This is a genomic window from Qipengyuania sp. SM2512, from assembly GCF_054954005.1.
The window spans coordinates 2,041,231-2,056,273 of sequence record NZ_CM143134.1 but is presented as its reverse complement, the minus strand read 5'-3'; the positions used below and the strand labels follow the sequence as shown (position 1 = coordinate 2,056,273).

The 15,043-nt window shown below is 66.1% G+C and carries 19 protein-coding genes; 8 read left to right on the top strand and 11 right to left on the bottom strand.

The annotated features are described in order from the left end of the window. Positions 1-20 precede the first annotated feature (20 nt). The 7 genes from ybeY to ACQ5J0_RS10290 all read right to left on the bottom strand — a co-directional run bounded on the left by ybeY (position 21) and on the right by ACQ5J0_RS10290 (position 5,648). Positions 21-509, bottom strand: a complete 489-nt coding sequence (ybeY, locus tag ACQ5J0_RS10320; RefSeq protein ID WP_462567398.1) for an rRNA maturation RNase YbeY — start codon at positions 507-509, stop codon at positions 21-23. 105 nt (positions 510-614) lie between these two features. After that, the gene (locus ACQ5J0_RS10315; protein WP_462567396.1) at positions 615-1,133 is read right to left on the bottom strand and encodes a c-type cytochrome; all 519 of its coding nucleotides are present in this window, start codon (positions 1,131-1,133) and stop codon (positions 615-617) included. 53 nt (positions 1,134-1,186) lie between these two features. Further along, positions 1,187-1,687 carry a DUF6692 family protein gene (locus tag ACQ5J0_RS10310; protein ID WP_462567395.1) on the bottom strand — a complete coding sequence of 167 codons (501 nt, stop codon included), beginning with the start codon at positions 1,685-1,687 and terminating at the stop codon, positions 1,187-1,189. Next, the gene (locus tag ACQ5J0_RS10305; protein ID WP_462570094.1) at positions 1,684-2,148 is read right to left on the bottom strand and encodes a DUF305 domain-containing protein; all 465 of its coding nucleotides are present in this window, start codon (positions 2,146-2,148) and stop codon (positions 1,684-1,686) included. The genes ACQ5J0_RS10310 and ACQ5J0_RS10305 overlap by 4 nt, the downstream gene beginning before the upstream one ends. Before the next feature lie 378 nt (positions 2,149-2,526). Then, positions 2,527-3,570, bottom strand: a complete 1,044-nt coding sequence (locus ACQ5J0_RS10300; RefSeq protein ID WP_462567394.1) for a PhoH family protein — start codon at positions 3,568-3,570, stop codon at positions 2,527-2,529. 148 nt (positions 3,571-3,718) lie between these two features. Further along, complete coding sequence (gene miaB, locus ACQ5J0_RS10295; protein WP_462567393.1) at positions 3,719-5,062, bottom strand: tRNA (N6-isopentenyl adenosine(37)-C2)-methylthiotransferase MiaB; 1,344 nt, start codon at positions 5,060-5,062, stop codon at positions 3,719-3,721. A gap of 121 nt (positions 5,063-5,183) precedes the next feature. After that, positions 5,184-5,648, bottom strand: a complete 465-nt coding sequence (locus ACQ5J0_RS10290; protein ID WP_462567392.1) for a peptidylprolyl isomerase — start codon at positions 5,646-5,648, stop codon at positions 5,184-5,186. 144 nt (positions 5,649-5,792) lie between these two features. Here ACQ5J0_RS10290 and mgtE point away from each other — a divergent pair, with 144 nt between their 5' ends. From mgtE to ACQ5J0_RS10270, 4 genes are all read left to right on the top strand, one after another. Next, entirely contained in the window at positions 5,793-7,241 is a 1,449-nt protein-coding gene (gene mgtE / locus ACQ5J0_RS10285; RefSeq protein ID WP_462570092.1) for a magnesium transporter, read from the top strand. An 87-nt stretch (positions 7,242-7,328) separates the two neighbouring features. Beyond that, positions 7,329-7,718, top strand: a complete 390-nt coding sequence (locus ACQ5J0_RS10280) for a DUF1489 family protein (RefSeq protein ID WP_462567391.1) — start codon at positions 7,329-7,331, stop codon at positions 7,716-7,718. Between the two features lie 52 nt (positions 7,719-7,770). Continuing rightward, positions 7,771-8,019, top strand: coding sequence for a hypothetical protein (locus ACQ5J0_RS10275; RefSeq protein WP_462567389.1), 249 nt, complete (start codon positions 7,771-7,773; stop codon positions 8,017-8,019). Positions 8,020-8,121: 102 nt separating this feature from the next. Next, entirely contained in the window at positions 8,122-8,667 is a 546-nt protein-coding gene (locus tag ACQ5J0_RS10270; protein ID WP_462567388.1) for a DUF7010 family protein, read from the top strand. Here the strand turns inward: ACQ5J0_RS10270 and ACQ5J0_RS10265 are convergent. The 3 genes from ACQ5J0_RS10265 to ACQ5J0_RS10255 are packed head-to-tail and all read right to left on the bottom strand — an operon-like array spanning position 8,664 to position 11,517. After that, positions 8,664-9,356 (bottom strand): DsbA family oxidoreductase, encoded by a 693-nt coding sequence (locus tag ACQ5J0_RS10265; protein WP_462567387.1) that lies wholly within the window; start codon positions 9,354-9,356, stop codon positions 8,664-8,666. The two genes, ACQ5J0_RS10270 and ACQ5J0_RS10265, sit on opposite strands and share 4 nt — an antisense overlap. After that, positions 9,353-10,210 carry an NAD(+) diphosphatase gene (gene nudC, locus ACQ5J0_RS10260; protein WP_462567386.1) on the bottom strand — a complete coding sequence of 286 codons (858 nt, stop codon included), beginning with the start codon at positions 10,208-10,210 and terminating at the stop codon, positions 9,353-9,355. The genes ACQ5J0_RS10265 and nudC overlap by 4 nt, the downstream gene beginning before the upstream one ends. Continuing rightward, complete coding sequence (locus ACQ5J0_RS10255; RefSeq protein WP_462567385.1) at positions 10,210-11,517, bottom strand: serine hydrolase domain-containing protein; 1,308 nt, start codon at positions 11,515-11,517, stop codon at positions 10,210-10,212. The genes nudC and ACQ5J0_RS10255 overlap by 1 nt, the downstream gene beginning before the upstream one ends. Before the next feature lie 143 nt (positions 11,518-11,660). Between ACQ5J0_RS10255 and ACQ5J0_RS10250 the strand changes: the two genes are divergently transcribed. After that, positions 11,661-11,882: a hypothetical protein gene (locus tag ACQ5J0_RS10250; RefSeq protein WP_462567384.1), complete on the top strand. Its 222-nt coding sequence runs from the start codon at positions 11,661-11,663 to the stop codon at positions 11,880-11,882. Here ACQ5J0_RS10250 and mutY read toward each other — a convergent pair. Then, positions 11,879-12,898, bottom strand: a complete 1,020-nt coding sequence (gene mutY, locus ACQ5J0_RS10245) for an A/G-specific adenine glycosylase (protein WP_462567383.1) — start codon at positions 12,896-12,898, stop codon at positions 11,879-11,881. The genes ACQ5J0_RS10250 and mutY overlap by 4 nt on opposite strands. Before the next feature lie 29 nt (positions 12,899-12,927). Between mutY and ACQ5J0_RS10240 the strand changes: the two genes are divergently transcribed. The 3 genes from ACQ5J0_RS10240 to ACQ5J0_RS10230 all read left to right on the top strand — a co-directional run bounded on the left by ACQ5J0_RS10240 (position 12,928) and on the right by ACQ5J0_RS10230 (position 15,037). Continuing rightward, the gene (locus ACQ5J0_RS10240) at positions 12,928-13,488 is read left to right on the top strand and encodes a DUF721 domain-containing protein (protein WP_462567382.1); all 561 of its coding nucleotides are present in this window, start codon (positions 12,928-12,930) and stop codon (positions 13,486-13,488) included. After that, a complete protein-coding gene (locus ACQ5J0_RS10235) occupies positions 13,485-14,180 on the top strand; it encodes a thioredoxin domain-containing protein (protein WP_462567381.1) in 696 nt (231 codons plus the stop codon). Before ACQ5J0_RS10240 ends, ACQ5J0_RS10235 begins: the two co-directional genes overlap by 4 nt. A 104-nt stretch (positions 14,181-14,284) precedes the next feature. Further along, on the top strand, positions 14,285-15,037 hold the full coding sequence (locus ACQ5J0_RS10230) for a thioredoxin domain-containing protein (RefSeq protein ID WP_462567380.1): 753 nt from the start codon (positions 14,285-14,287) through the stop codon (positions 15,035-15,037). Positions 15,038-15,043 lie beyond the last annotated feature (6 nt).

The window sequence follows — 15,043 nt, the reverse complement described above, 5'->3', positions numbered from 1 at the left end:
GGCCCTGGAACGCGCTCCTTCTAGATGCGATCCCCATATGGGTCGCGGATCGCCAGTTTTTCAAGCACCGCGATCTCAAGCCGCTCCATCGCCTCGGCCTGTGTGTCGCTTTCGACATGGTCGTGGCCCGCCAGATGGAGCAATCCGTGGACGATCAGATGGGCGGCATGATCGGCGAGCGAGACATCCTTCTCCTGCGCCTCGCGCGCGCAGGTCTCATACGCCAGCGCGATATCGCCTAGCAGTTCGGGCGGGCCTTCTGCGGCGAGCGCATGCAGATCGTCCCGGCTGAGCATCGGAAAAGACAGCACATTGGTGGGCTTGTCGCGCCCGCGCCATTCGCGGTTGAGCGCGTGAACCTCGGCGTCGGAGGTGAACAACAGGCTGGCCGAAAGCCGCGGATTCGCAAGCTCGGGTGCGACAGCCGCAGCGGCCTGCGCCGCGCGGTCGGCGAGGCCGGACCAGTCGCCGCTGGGCCAGGGATTCTCGATCTCGGTGTCCAGTTCCACTGTCTTCGGGCTTTCGGTTAAAAATGGCGTTGGAGGAGGCGCGACTTTCATCTGCGCAACGATGGGGAAACCGGGCTATCGGGTGCAGTCCCTCGACGCCGAAAGTCAACCGCCGTGCGGCGCCGTGCCGGGAGCGTGGCGATGGCCCTCCGCTCCGTCGCCGCTGCCGTGATCGGAAGAGTAGGCGGCATATTGTGCTTCGGACATCTCGGGCAACGCCTGCACGAATGCGGCAATGTTCCAGATGGTTTGATCGTCGTGGGTTGCCCCGAAGGCGGGCATGCCAGTCATCTTGACACCATGTTTGACCAGCCAGAAGACCTCGGGCGCGCTCCACTGCTCGGCGGCATTCGCCAGGGCCGGAGGTATCGGGCGCATGCCCTGCGCCCATTCCGCGCGGCTCGCGCCAACTCCTCCGTGGCAGTGCTGACACATCGCCTTGTAAGGGGATGCCCCGGCATCGACCATCGCCCGCGTCAGTTCGGGCGCGCTGACCTCGTCGCCATGCCGCTGTACCGAGTTGACGAAGGTGGTGTTGAGCGCCCAGCCGACGATCGGATTGTGGCGCTCGGACGCGGCGACGTTGTAGCCCCCGGTTAGGATCACGATAAGCGCGATCAGCACGCCCAGAAGAAACAGCGCCAGAGCGCCTAGTGCGAAGGATCGCCGATGAACGGTCACGACGCTTCAATGTCGGTGCCGAAGCACTGCACATAGCCGCGGTAGCCGAGTTCGTCCTGCGCGCCAGGCGGCACGACGATCATCTCCATTCCCTGAAGACCGGCATTGCCCTCGTCATCGAGCGGTCGGAGCCTGACCGTAAGGCCGCCATCGGCGAACTCGCTAGTGCCCGTGCTGGGAAGCGAGATGAGTTTCCCGTTCAGCTTGATGGCGCCGCTTCCGCCGGGCTCATAGACAAGGGATGGAAACGCCACTTCGGTCAGCCTGACCACGCAGCGGCCTTCCACGCCGCCCAGAGCAGCGATGTCCGCGTCTGTCATCGTCTCTGGCTTTATGATTGCGGTCGCGACGTTTTGCAGCGCGGCCTCGGCGCCGACGATCGGCGCCGGAGTTGGTGCGGGCTCGAGCTGCGCCTCACGGTCGTTCCCAACGGCCGTGTTCTGGTTGCATGCGGCCAGCGGAAGCGCGATCAAGGCGAGGAGCGTAACGGCTCTCATCGTTCGATCTCCTCCGGCACCCGCTTGGTCATGCGAACGCCGTTCTCCTCGATGTCGGCGATCAGATATTTCATCTGCGCGATCTCGCGCCTCTGGGCCAGGATGATGTCATGCGCCAGTTTCCGCACGCGCGGGTCGCGGATATGGGCGCGCTCGCTGGTCATGATCGCGATCGAATGGTGCGGTATCATCGCCTTCATGTATTCCGTGTCGGTCACGGTGGTCTGGCTGCGCACGAGCCACAAAGCCAGCGCGAACACGACCGCAGCCACAGCGTAGATGACAAGGTTCTTCTTTCGGTTCTGGTACATTCCCAGCATGAAGGACAGCATAACGACCATCATCGCCGCGCCCATGACGAAGCTCATCCAGAACCGCGTTTCGCTCCAGAAGATGTGGTCGGCATCATAGGTGTTGACGTACATGAGCACGAACATCACCGCCGTGCTTGTGCCGATCATCGCCATGAAGCGCACATACATGCTCATGCCGCCGTGATCGTTCTGCTTGGTTTCCTTGCCCTCTGCCATAGGCACCCTTTTGTGTCCGCTTCAGGAACAAAATGCGGCTCTGGCGGGAATGTTTCTCGAAATCCGGTATTTTGTCCCGGTTGCCGCGCCTGTCGCTCGTTCGGATATGAGAGCAGACAGCGACCGCCAGCCGAGGATTCCGCGGTTGGGCGGCTCCGCGACTGTGTGTTTTCAGCCAGAAACGACCGGCAACAAGCGAAGACTTGGCTGATGTAGTCCGAGCCGGGGCGTGGCCGGCGGAGCCTGCGAAGGTCCGCTAATGGCCGCTAGCTGCCGACGACGAACGGTCCCGTTGGAATCCGCCTGCGCCTACGCATCCGGCCCCTCGTAAGCCTCGACGATCCGCCCCACGATCGGGTGCCGGACCACGTCCTTGGCGCCGAAGCGAACCGTGCCGAAGCCTTCCAGCCCTTCCAGCTTCTCGACTGCATCGGCCAGTCCGCTCATCCCGATCCCGCCGGGAATATCGACCTGCCGCGGATCGCCGCAGACCACCATCCGGCTGTTCTGGCCGAAGCGGGTGAGGAACATCTTCATCTGCTCGCGGGTGGTGTTCTGCGCCTCGTCGAGGATAATGAAGCTGTCCGCCAGGGTGCGTCCGCGCATGAAGGCGATCGGCGCGATCTCGATCTCGCCGCTGGCCATCCGGCGGTCCACCTGTTCGGGGGGCATGCAGTCGTAGAGCGCATCGTAGAGCGGGCGCAGGAAGGGATCGACCTTGTCCTTCATGTCGCCGGGCAGGAAGCCCAGCTTCTCGCCCGCCTCGACCGCGGGGCGCGACAGGATGAGCCGCTGGACGCTGCCGCTGATCAGCTGGCTGACCGCCTGAGCCACCGCGAGATAGGTCTTGCCCGTACCCGCCGGGCCGAGCGCGAAGATGATGTCGTCGCGGCTGAGCGAGCGCATATAGGTCGCCTGCGCCACGCTGCGCGGGACGATGGTCTTGCGCCGCGTGCGGATCATGATCGGCGGCAGGTCGGGTTCGCCCTCGATAATGCCGTCGAGCGTCGGCTCGTTGGACATCGCGATAACCGCCTCGATCGTCCCCGCGTCGAGATCCTCGCCCAGCGCGAGGCGGTCGTACATCGCCTGGAGGACGTCGCGCGCGCGGGCGACGTTGTCCTCGGGGCCTTCGACGTGGATCTGGTCGCCGCGGGCCGAGATGAACACGCCGAGGCGGTTTTCCACCTGGACCAGATTGGCATCGAACTGCCCGAACAGTGCGCCGAGCAGGCTCTGGTTGTCGAAGGTGATCTCGGTCTGCGCGCGGCGGATCTCGCGCTGCGGAACGGGCGGACGCGACAGCGCGGGGGTGGCGCCGTTGCGGGGTCTGCTGACGGATTTTCGAGCCATAGGGTCCTTTACAACTCGGCCATGCGCGGCCGGGCGAGTCGCAAGATTAGGCTCGCAGGGGCGCAGTGCAAGCGCTGCTGCGGCATGGCGGTGGATTGTCACGCCGGCGCAATGGTTTGGCTCGGATGATCTGGTCTCGTAGAGCCGCTCAGGCGGCGACGGTCTCGCAGATGACTCCGCGCAGGGAATTGGGACCCGCCTCGGCCAGATGGACATCGACCAGATCGCCGATCGCGCAATCGCCCTCGAACCAGACCGATTGCAGCCAGGGCGATTTGCCCAGCCATTGCCCGGGGAGCTTGCCCTTGCGCTCGACCAGCACCTCGCAGTTGCGCCCAGCGCTGGCCTTGTTGAAGGCGTGCTGGTCGCGGTTGATCGCCGCCTGCAGTCGCTGCAGCCGCTCGTCCATCACCTCCATCGCCACCTGATCCGCCATGGTTGCGGCGGGCGTGCCGGGGCGCGGCGAATATTTAAAGGTATAGGCCTGCGCGTAACCGACCGCATCGACCAGCGCGAGGGTCTCGGCGAATTCGGCCTCGGTCTCGCCGGGGAAGCCGACGATGAAATCGCCGCTCAGCGCCAGATCGGGCCGCGCGGCGCGGAAGCGCTCGAGCAGGCGCAGATAGCTGTCTGCGGTGTGGCTGCGGTTCATCGCCTTGAGCACCCGGTCCGAGCCGCTCTGCACCGGCAGGTGGAGATAGGGCATCAGCTTATCGACCTCGCCATGCGCGGCGATCAGCGCATCGTCCATGTCGGCGGGATGGCTTGTGGTGTAGCGGATGCGCGCGAGGCCATCCACTTCGGCCAGCGCGCGGATCAGGCCCGCAAGGCCCACCGCGCGGCCGCGTTCGTCCTCGCCGCTCCAGGCGGAGACGTTCTGGCCCAGCAGCGTGATCTCGCGCGCACCGGCAGCGACGAGCTTGCGCGCCTCGAGCGTGAGATCGGCATAGGGGCGCGAGATTTCCGCGCCGCGGGTGTAGGGCACCACGCAATAGGTGCAGAATTTGTCGCAGCCTTCCTGTACGGTGAGGAAGGCGGCGGGCGCGCTCTTGCGGCGCTCGGGCAGAGCGGCGAATTTGGCGATCGCGGGCATGTCGGTGTCGGTGCCGCGCTCGCCCTGCACCGCGCGGTCGATCATGTCGGGCAGGCGGTGATAGGCCTGCGGGCCGACCACCATCGAGACCGCGGGGGCGCGGGCCATGATCTCGTCGCCCTCGGCCTGCGCGACGCAGCCTGCGACTGCGATCAGCGGCGTCCTGCCCGCCTTAGTGCCCGCCTTCACCAGCCGGCCGATGTCGGAATAGACCTTCTCGGCCGCCCGTTCTCGGATGTGGCAGGTGTTGAGCACGACCAGATCCGCCTCCTCGCCCTCGGGCGCGGGCGTGATTCCGCGCTCGCCGAGCATCTCGGCCATGCGCTCGCCGTCGTAGACGTTCATCTGACAGCCGAAGCTCTTGACCCTGTAGGTCTTGGGGGCGGTGGTCGGTTTCATGGGAGGCCGCGCCTTACGGTAAAGGGGCCAGGGATTCAATGGCACGCGAGGGCGCGCAGGAGCCCGCAGGCCCGCCTTGCAGTGGCGGAGGCCCCCGCTATGGCGGAGGCCTCCAGACCGGTCAGCTCACTACGGCGGTTACAATCTTGCCCGGCTCGCGCGGGGGCTCGCCCTTGGGGAGCGCGTCGACATGGTCCATGCCGCTCTCGACCTGGCCCCAGACGGTGTATTGCCCGTCGAGGAAATGCGCGTCGTCGAGGCAGATGAAGAACTGGCTGTTGGCGCTGTCGGGCACCTGGGTGCGCGCCATCGAGCAGGTGCCGCGGGTGTGCGGCTCGGAATTGAACTCGGCCTTGAGGTCGGGCTTGTCGCTGCCGCTCATGCCGGTGCCGGTGGGATCGCCGCCCTGCGCCATGAAGCCGGGGATCACGCGGTGGAACACTACCCCGTCGTAGAAGCCTTCGCGCGCCAGCTCGGTGATCCGCTCGACATGGCCCGGGGCCAGATCGGGGCGCAGCTTGATGACGACATCGCCGCCCTTTCCGTCGCCGCAATCGAGGGTGAGGGTCAGCTTTTCGTCGGCCATGATATCGTCTCCTGAAGTTGCGGCGCCGCTATAGGCGATGCGCCGGAAATGTCACCACCTCCCCGTGTTTTGGCGCCTTGCTTTTGGTGCCTCCTCGCCTAGAGCGGCGCCATGGCCAAACGCGAGCGACCCGAGGACGAAGTGATGCTGGGGGAGCGCCGGCAGACTTCCGCGCGTCCCGAGGATCGCCACGAAACGCGCCCAGACGGACGCCCAGACGACCGTATCGACGACGAGCGGATGGACGAGGAGAACATCCTCAAGCCCGAATATGTCCGCAGCGTTCAGGATGCGCTCGAAGCGGGCGACGACGCGCTGGTCTACGAACTGGTCGAACCGCTCCATCCCGCCGACATCGCCGATCTGCTCGAGCTGTTCGAACGCGACGAGCGCCATCAGCTCGCCGCCGCGATCACCGATCTGATGACCAGCGATGTCGTCGCCGAACTCAACGATTTCGTCCGCGACGATATGATGGAATCGCTGCCCGCGTCGCGGGTGGCGTCGATCGCCGAACAGCTCGACACCGACGATGCGGTCCAGCTGATCGAGGATCTCGACGAGGACAACCAGCAGGCGATTCTCGCTGAACTCGACGCCGAGGATCGCCACGCGATCGAAAGCGCGCTGGCCTATCCCGAGGAGACCGCCGGGCGGTTGATGAGCCGCGATTTCGTCGCGGTCCCCGAGCACCTCACGGTCGGCGATCTGATCGATTTCCTGCGCGAGGACCGCGCGCTGCCCAATGATTTCTTCGAGATCTTCGTGGTCGATGCCAAGCACCACCCGGTCGGCACCTGCCAGCTGTCGTGGATCCTGCGCACTCCGCGCACGATCCCGCTCACCGATGTGATGAAGCGCGACCAGACGCTGATCCCCGCCGCGCTCGACCAGGAAGAGGTCGGCAACATGTTCCAGAAATACGCGCTGATCAGCGCCGCGGTCGTCGACGCAAGCGGGCGGCTGGTCGGCCAGATGACGGTCGACGACGTGGTCCACATCATCGCCGAGGAAGCGGGCGAGGACGCGCTGCTGATGAGCGGCGCGGGCGAAGGCGACATCAACGAGCCGATCCGCGCCGCCTATTTCAGCCGCGTCCGCTGGCTGGTCGCCAATCTGGGCACCGCGCTGATCGCATCGCTGATCATCGCCGCTTTCGGCACCGCGATCGAGCAGCTGGTGGCGCTGGCGGTGCTGATGCCGATCGTCGCCAGCATCGGCGGCAATGCGGGCACACAGACCATGGCGGTCACCGTGCGCGCCATCGCGATGAACCAGCTGACCCGCTCCAACACGAAACGCATCCTGCTGCGCGAAATGCGCGTCGCGGTGCTCAACGGCGCGACCATCGCATTGCTGATCGGCCTCGCGACCGGCGCGATCTTCACGCCCATGCTCGGGCTGGTGATCGCCGCGGCGATGGTGATCAACGTCATCATTGCCGGGCTGGCGGGCGTGCTGGTGCCGGTGATCTTCGACCGGCTCGACACCGACCCTGCGGTCGCATCGAGCGTCTTCGTCACCATGATCACCGATTCGATGGGCTTTTTCGCCTTCCTCGGGCTGGCGGTCGTGAGCGGGGTCGTGGGGTAGGAACATCCGCCAAATCCATCGTCGCCCCGGCTCGGAGGCCGGGGCGACGAGAGTTGTGGAATCGGGACCGAGCCCTACCTAGCCTTCATGCCGCTACACCTGACCAAGATCGCCTTCGGCGCGAAATCCTATGCCGGGATCGCAAGCTGGTACGCCGACCGTCCGCGGGTGAGCGTGAACACCCGCTATCGCCCGACCCGGTGGGAGGAATGCATCGGCGGCTCGCTGTTCTGGATCCACGAACACAATCTGGTCGCGCGCAGTCCGATCATCGGCTTCACCGAGCAGGACAACGGCCGCTGGTTCATCGATCTCGAACCGCGGCTGATCCCGGTGTTGCCCAAGCCCAAGCGTGCGCATCAGGGCTGGCGCTACCTCAAGGGCGACCCGCCGCGCGATCTCGAAGAGGGCGAGGACATCGGCGATGTCATGCCCGGCCGCCTGGCAGGGCGTTTGCAGAAGCTCGGCCTGATCTGAAAAGCGGAACGCTATCCGCCGGGTATGCGTTGGTAGGGAAAGGAGATTTTCTATGCCCGACCGCCAGTCTATGCACCCCGACAACGACCTGATCGACGCCATGACTCAGGACCCGACACCCGCGCAGCAGAGCAGTGCGGGCGGTGCGGTCAACCGTGACGTCGGCAAGCGCGGCGAACTCAACCGCGCTACAGATCCAGCCAATCGCGAGCCCGAAGTCGGCTCGGATAACCCGGCGGATGACGCCAAAAAGGGCCCCAAAACCCGCGCTGCGATCCAGGAAGCTCGCAACAACAGCTGACCTAATCGCAGCGAAGCCCACCAGCGCCGCCCCTTGGAGGGCGGCGCTTGCTTTTGGGGTGGGTTGATTTACTCCTCGGGCCTTCCGGGGGAGCAGACTGTCATGACGGCGATCGCAGCGCAGCACGAAATCAGGCGCGCTTACGTCGGGGGTGGCCCCGGCATCATCGTCTCCGCGCTGGTCTGGGCCATCGCAGCTTATTGCGTCTCGCAATGGGGTATCCAGATAGGGTTCATCGCCCTGTTTATCGGCGGCATGACCATCTTTCCCCTAGCGCAGCTCATTTGTCGCATCGTTTTCGCGCGTCCGGCTCCCTCATCCGGAAACCCCGTAGCCATGCTCGGCCTGGAGAGCACGATCGCGATGATCGCCCTGCTCGGCGCGGCCTGGCTGCTGTTGCCGTTCCGGCCCGAGGCCGTGTTTCCCTTGGCGGCGATTGCCGTCGGCACCCACTATTTCGCGTTTGCGACGCTCTACGGGGACCGCACCTACTGGGTGATTGCCGCACTCCTCACCGCGATCGGCGCAGTCGCGCTGTTCGAACCGGCGGTGGGTACGGTGGCGGTTGTCATAGCAGTAGCGTTGGTAGAATTGGCCGCGGGGCTTTATCTGACTGCGCGGGAGCACAGCCGGGCTGCGGCGCTCTAGCCAACGGGAGCAGCCGTCTTCTCGGCCACCCGGCGCAGGACATCGACATAGGCCTCTGGCGGTTGTGCACCGGGGATCAGGAACTTGTCCGCCACCACCATCGCCGGAACCCCGGAGATGTTGAGATCCCACGCCGCGCGCTCCTCGGCGCGGGTCTTCCGGGCGATGTCCTCGCTGTCGAGCGCGGCCTCCGCCTCGGCGCGGTCGAAGCCGGTCTCTTCGGCGATATCGAGCAGCACCGAACGCTCGCCGATCCGGCGGCGCTGGTTAAAGTGAGCGGTGAACAGCGCGAGTTCGAGCGCGGTCTGGCGTTCGTAGCCATGCGTCTCGCCGGCCCAGGTGAGCAGCTTGTGCGCATCGAAAGTGTTCCACATCATCGCATCGGGCGCAGGCTCCTCGCCCTCGTAATCGAGCGAGACGCCCGCGCTCTGCGCCGCGCTGCGCATCTGCCCTTGGACATCCTTCGACTGTTCCAGAGTGCGCCCGTATTTGCGCGCGATATGCGCGGTGCGCTCCTCGCCTTCGGGCGGCATGTCGGGGTTGAGCTCGAACGCGTGCCAGCGGATATCCGCCGCGATCTCGCCCTCGAGCCGGTCGAGCGCCTGACGCAGATTGCCCCAGCCGACCAGGCACCAAGGGCACATGATGTCCGACCAGATATCGATGGTCAGCTTGCGCGGTTCGGTCATCGGTCTCTCCACCAACTCAGCAAGTGATGCGCGATCGCCTGTGCGGGCGGCGCGGCGAAGGGGCCGTCGCCGGCGAGCGAGGCCGAAACCTCCTCGCGCGTGAACCAACGGATTTCGGCCAGTTCGGTTTCGTCCACTACGAGCGCATCGTCATCGGCATAGCCATGGCAGCCGATCATCAATTGCGAGGGGAACGGCCATGGCTGGCTGGCGATATAGGTGACGTTGCGCACCTTCACCCCGCTTTCCTCGAAGACCTCGCGCGCCACGCCTTCCTCGATGCTCTCCCCCGGTTCGACGAAACCCGCGAGCGCGGAGAACCGTCCCTCGGGCCAGCCCTTGCCGCGCCCCAGCATCAGCCTGCCGTCGTATTCGACCAGCATGATCGCGACCGGGTCGGTGCGGGGAAAATGGCTGGCCTCGCACTGGCTGCAGTTGCGCTGCCAGCCGCCCTTGGCGATCGTCGTGGTGCCGCCGCACTGGGCGCAGAAACGGTGCCGCGCGTGCCAGTCGACGATGCTGCGCGCGCCGCCATAGATCGCCAGATCGTCGGACGTTAGGCTGGCCATTGCCTGCCACAGCGCCGGATTGGCCATCCGCGGCGCCGCATCCCCCAGCGCCGGCACGCAGGCGAAGCAAGGCTTGCCGCCGTCGAGCCCGAGAAACACCAGCTCGGCATCCTCGGGGGCATCGGCCAGCGTGCCCCAGGCGAGGCCGCCGGTCTCGTTCATCCCCGGCATCAACCCGTCGAGCGCGAGCAGCCGCGCGCGCCAGTTCATATATCCCGCCAGCCGCTCGGGATCGGCGCGGTCGTTGTCCGCCCGGTCGAGCCGCGACCCCGTGAATGCCAGCATCAGGCGCTCTGCTTCGCGGCGAGATCCTTGGCGACCGCCGCCGGAAAACCGGCGTGGATCGGATAGGCTTCGGATGGCATGTACTGGGTGAACATCGCGGCGCGCAGATTGGCGTCGTAATTGACGAAAGCCACCGTGCCGGCCGCACCGCCCCAGCCGAAGGAGCCTTCGGTCACCCGCCCGCCAGCCCCGAAGCCCTGGCCTTCGATCCAGGTGCCCTCGGTGGTCGCAGTTTCGGGTAGCAGGTTGGATGTGCCGACCCGCACCGCCAGCTCGCCCATCACGCGCTTGCCGTCGAGCATGCCGTAGCCCAGCAGCATCCGCTGGAAGCGGTCGTAATCGCGCGGGCTGGAGACCAGGCCTGCCCCGCCGAAGGGAAAGGACGGCTCGTCGAGATAGATCGAGGCGCGCGCCGGATCGATCGGCACGGGGACGGAATTGACGATGCCGTAATTGGTGGTGAAGCGCCCGATCTCGCTTTCGGGGACGCGGAACCACGTGCTGGTCATCCCGGCGGGTTCGAACAGTCGCTGCTTCAGGAAGGCGTCGAAGCTCATCCCGCTCGCCACCTCGATCACCCGGCCCATCAGGTCGAGCCCGACCGAATAGCTCCATTTGGAACCCGGCTGGAGCACCAGCGGCACCTGCGCCAGCCGGTCCGCGAAATTGTCGAGCCCGCGCACCGCTTCGGCCCGGCCGAGACCGGGGATCGGAATCCGGCTGACCTGCCCCGGCACCAAGCCGCGCTCGACGTAGAGCTGCGCGATCGGACCCTTCTGGACGATGTTGTAACCCAGACCCGCAGTGTGGGTGAGCAGCTGGCGAATGGTGATCGGACGCTCGGCAGGCACCAGATCGGTGGCCGAGCCGTCATAGGTGCGCTGCACCTGCATATCGGCGAAGGCGGGGAGGATTTCGGCCAGCGGCTGGTCGAGACCGAGCTTGCCCTCGTCGATCAGCATCATCGCCGCCATGCCGGTGATCGGCTTGGTCATCGAATAGATCCGGTAGAGGCTGTCTAGGCCGGCGGGTGCCGCCTGACCGATCGCCAGCGTTCCCTTGGCGATCACCAGCGGATCGCGCTGGCCCCAGCCCAGCGTGGCGACCATGTTGGCGACCTTGCGCTCGTCGACGTATTTATCGACCATTGCCGCGACCGCCGGCCAGCTGCTGCGCGGCGCAGCCGTCTGCGCCAGCAGACCCGCGCCCGGCAACCCGGCGAAAGCCGCTCCGGCGCCGAGCATCGCCCCTCCCCGCAAGAGACTGCGGCGGGACATCTGGGTGCCGTCGAATTCGCGATAGGCCATTGGTTTCCTCTCCATCAGGCGGGGCGCAGACCGCTCCGGTGCATCCGCGCTTGTGAACACCCGATTGCAAATTGCAACCTTGGAAAAGCCTCGAACGCCGTCCCATGCTTGCAAGCCGGCGCTGTCCTATCTATCTAAAGCACATGCTCAATATCGTCTCTATCCTGCTAGGGATTCTCTCCCTCGTCATCGTGATACCCGCCACCATTCCCTTCCTGGGCTGGGGCAATTGGTTCGCGCTGCCGCTGATCGTTGCCGGTATCGCGGTGGGGCAATTGTCCTCGCACCGCAGCGGGCGCAATTTCTGCCTCGTGGTGCTGGCGATTGCGGTGATCCGGCTCGCGCTGGGCGGGGGTAGCTTCTAGGCCAGCGCCAGCCGCGCCGCCTTCGCGAACAGCGTGGGTAACCCGGCTTCGCCGAGCGTTTTCAGCGGCCACCATTCGCCCTCGCCCGGCGGCGCATAGATGCCCTCATAACGGCTCACCGACAGCGCGAGTTGGGCGTGGGTAAAGGTATGGCTGACCTGCCCGAGCGTCTGCCATTCGCCGATCAGCGGAGCCTCGCCCGAGCCATCGGCCTGCGCCGACCAGCCGTCGTCGGGCAGCGCACGCATCCCGCCGAGCATCCCCTTGCCTTCGCGCCGGACCAGCCAGACCGCCTGGTCGCGCTCGATCCAGAAGGCCCTGCCCTGCCGGACAGGTTTGGCCTTCTTCTTCGCTTTGACCGGCAGCCGAGCCGGATCGCCGCGCAATCGCGCTTCGCAGCCGTCGGCCAGCGGACAGAGCAGGCATTTGGGGTCGCGCGTGGTGCAGATCGTCGCGCCCAGATCCATCATCGCCTGCGCGAAATCGCCGGCGCGGCTCTCCGGGGTGATGGTCTCGGCAGCGGCGCGGATTTCCTTGCGCGCCTGCGGCAGCGGGATTTCGATCGCGAACAACCGCGCCACCACCCGCTCGACATTGGCATCGACCACCACCGCGCGCCGGCCGAAGGCGATCGCCGCCACCGCAGCGGCGGTATAGGCGCCCAGCCCCGGCAATTCGCGCAATTTGACTTCGGTATCGGGGAACCCGCCGCGCGCGGCAACCGCCCGTGCCGCTTTGACCAGATTGCGCGCGCGCGAATAATAGCCCAGCCCCGCCCAGGCCGCCATCACCTCCTCCTCGGGCGCGGCGGCCAGCGCCGCGACATCCGGCCAGCGCCCGGTGAAAACGGCGAAATAGGGCTTCACCGCCGCGACGGTGGTCTGCTGCAGCATCACCTCGGAGAGCCAGACGCGGTAGGGATCGGGCGCAGGATCGCCGGGCCTCGCGCGCCACGGGAGCGAGCGGGCATGGCGGTCGTACCAGTCGAGCAATCTGTCAGCGATGGTGGAGGTCACGGCCCGGCTATGGCATGGGGAGCGCACAGATGGAAAGCGACACCCCCCAAAAGCCGGCGAAAGCCAGGCCCGCCCCCAAGAACCGGGTCAAACCCTACGAGCGTCCACGCGGGGGGCAGGCCAAGGCGATCAGCGATCTGGTGCCGCAGATCGGCCGGACCGCCTTCCGCCGCTTCGGTTTCGTCCAGTCGAGCGTGGTCTCCCGCTGGCCCGAGATCGTCGGCGATGCGCATGCCCGCGTCTGCGCGCCCGAATCGATCCGCTTCCCGCCGGGCGAAAAATCCGAAGGCATCCTCCAGCTGGTCGTCCTGCCCGCGCATGCCCCATTGATCCAGCACGTGATTCCCGAGATCGTCGAACGCGTGAACCGCTTCTTCGGCTACAAGGCGGTGGCGCGGGTCAAGATGCGGCAAGGCACGGTTCAGGCGCCCGCGGCTAGCGAAAGACCCAAATCGCCGCCCTCGCTCAAGCCGATTCCGATGGAATTGGGGGACAGCCTGCGCGATATCGGCGATCCGGAACTGCGCGCGGTGCTCGAATCCCTCGCGCGCAGCTTCGGCGATGGCGACAAGGAAACCGGCGAGAGATGATCAAACGACGTGTAAAGCTGGCGCTGGCGCTCGGCGCTCTCGCGCTCACCGGCAGCGCCGCCGCGGTCATGGCGCAGTCTGGGCAGAACTGGACCACCGCGGTCGTCGAGCGCGACAACGGCCACCTGCTCGGCAATCCCGAGGCGAAGGTCAAGCTGGTCGAGTTCATGAGCTACACCTGCTCGCATTGCGCCGATTTCGCGCGCGAGGGCGAGCCGGCGATCAAGCTGGCCTATGTTCCCAACGGCAGGGTCAGCTTTGAAATCCGCCACTTGCTGCGCGATCCGATCGATCTGACTGCAGCGCTGCTGACCCATTGCGGGGATCCGGCGAAATTCGCCGCCAACCATTCCGCCATTCTCCATGCGCAGGACGAATGGATGGCCAAGGCGCGCGCCACTACCCAGGCGCAGCGCTCGCGCTGGCAATTCGGCACCAATGGCGCGCGCCGTCAGGCGATGGCCAGCGATCTGGGCTTCTACACCATCATGGAGCGGCGCGGCTATTCGCGCGTCGCGCTCGACCGCTGTCTCGCGGACGAAGCCAAGGCGGCACAGCTCGCCGAATCGAGCCAGGCCGATGTTGCGGCTTACAAGCTTCAAGGAACGCCCAGCTTCGTCGTCGATGGCGAATTGCTCGAGGGCGTCTTTACCTGGCTCGCGTTGGAAAAGGCGCTCGGCAGCCGCTTTTAGACCCGCCCGGCCGGGGCGATTTGTGTGAAAAAGCGCCGGGCCATGCTTCCATCCACCCGAACCTCCCGTCTAACCTCGCCAATCACGACCAAGGACCGACATCGATGACCGCAATCCGCTCGCCGTTTCTCGCCGCATTGGCCTTCCCGCTCGCGCTGGCGCTTTCCGCCTGCGGTTCGGCCACGGAGGAGACCGGCAATCTCGAAGGCGAGCCGATTGCCGAGGTCCCCGCGCCCGAGGGCCAGCAATGGAGCGATGTCGTCACCGTTACCGATGCCGATGGCTATCTGCTCGGCAATCCCGATGCGCCGATCAAGGTGCTCGAATTCGCCTCGCTGACCTGCCCCGCCTGCGCCGCGTTCGCCCAGAACGGTGCCGATCAGCTCAAGGAAGAATACGTCGACACCGGGCGGGTGAGCTTCGAGCTGCGCAACCAGATCCACGGCCCGCACGATCTGATGCTGGCGCAGCTGGTGCGCTGCGGCGCGGACGAGACCTATCACCCGCTGTCCGACCAGGTGTGGAAGAACCTCCAGACCGTGCTCGGCCCCGTGTTCGAGCGCGAGGAACAGTTCTCGCAGGCGCTGGCGCTGCCCGAGGATCAGCGCTTCGTCGCCGCCGCCGATGTCGTCGGCTTCTACGATTTCTTCGCCGCGCGCGGAATCAGCGAGGATCAGGCGCGCAGTTGCCTGGCCGATTTCTCTGCGATGACGACCATCGCCGAGAATTCGACCCGGCAGTCGAACGAACTGGGCGTCACCGGCACCCCGACCTTCTTCATCAACGGTCAGAAGCAGGACGCGGTCAACAGCTGGCAGGCGCTCGAACCCCTGCTTCAGCGCGCCGGGGCAAGGTAACGGCCC

Coding starts and splice junctions, on each gene's coding strand:
- ACQ5J0_RS10310 (WP_462567395.1), bottom strand. CDS start 1,687: ATGAGAGCCGTTACGCTCCTCGCCTTGATCGCGCTTCCGCTGGCCGCA.
- ACQ5J0_RS10305 (WP_462570094.1), bottom strand. CDS start 2,148: ATGATCGGCACAAGCACGGCGGTGATGTTCGTGCTCATGTACGTCAAC.
- ACQ5J0_RS10300 (WP_462567394.1), bottom strand. CDS start 3,570: ATGGCTCGAAAATCCGTCAGCAGACCCCGCAACGGCGCCACCCCCGCG.
- miaB (WP_462567393.1), bottom strand. CDS start 5,062: ATGAAACCGACCACCGCCCCCAAGACCTACAGGGTCAAGAGCTTCGGC.
- ACQ5J0_RS10290 (WP_462567392.1), bottom strand. CDS start 5,648: ATGGCCGACGAAAAGCTGACCCTCACCCTCGATTGCGGCGACGGAAAG.
- mgtE (WP_462570092.1), top strand. CDS start 5,793: ATGCTGGGGGAGCGCCGGCAGACTTCCGCGCGTCCCGAGGATCGCCAC.
- ACQ5J0_RS10280 (WP_462567391.1), top strand. CDS start 7,329: ATGCCGCTACACCTGACCAAGATCGCCTTCGGCGCGAAATCCTATGCC.
- ACQ5J0_RS10275 (WP_462567389.1), top strand. CDS start 7,771: ATGCCCGACCGCCAGTCTATGCACCCCGACAACGACCTGATCGACGCC.
- ACQ5J0_RS10270 (WP_462567388.1), top strand. CDS start 8,122: ATGACGGCGATCGCAGCGCAGCACGAAATCAGGCGCGCTTACGTCGGG.
- ACQ5J0_RS10265 (WP_462567387.1), bottom strand. CDS start 9,356: ATGACCGAACCGCGCAAGCTGACCATCGATATCTGGTCGGACATCATG.
- nudC (WP_462567386.1), bottom strand. CDS start 10,210: ATGCTGGCATTCACGGGGTCGCGGCTCGACCGGGCGGACAACGACCGC.
- ACQ5J0_RS10255 (WP_462567385.1), bottom strand. CDS start 11,517: ATGGCCTATCGCGAATTCGACGGCACCCAGATGTCCCGCCGCAGTCTC.
- ACQ5J0_RS10250 (WP_462567384.1), top strand. CDS start 11,661: ATGCTCAATATCGTCTCTATCCTGCTAGGGATTCTCTCCCTCGTCATC.
- ACQ5J0_RS10240 (WP_462567382.1), top strand. CDS start 12,928: ATGGAAAGCGACACCCCCCAAAAGCCGGCGAAAGCCAGGCCCGCCCCC.
- ACQ5J0_RS10235 (WP_462567381.1), top strand. CDS start 13,485: ATGATCAAACGACGTGTAAAGCTGGCGCTGGCGCTCGGCGCTCTCGCG.
- ACQ5J0_RS10230 (WP_462567380.1), top strand. CDS start 14,285: ATGACCGCAATCCGCTCGCCGTTTCTCGCCGCATTGGCCTTCCCGCTC.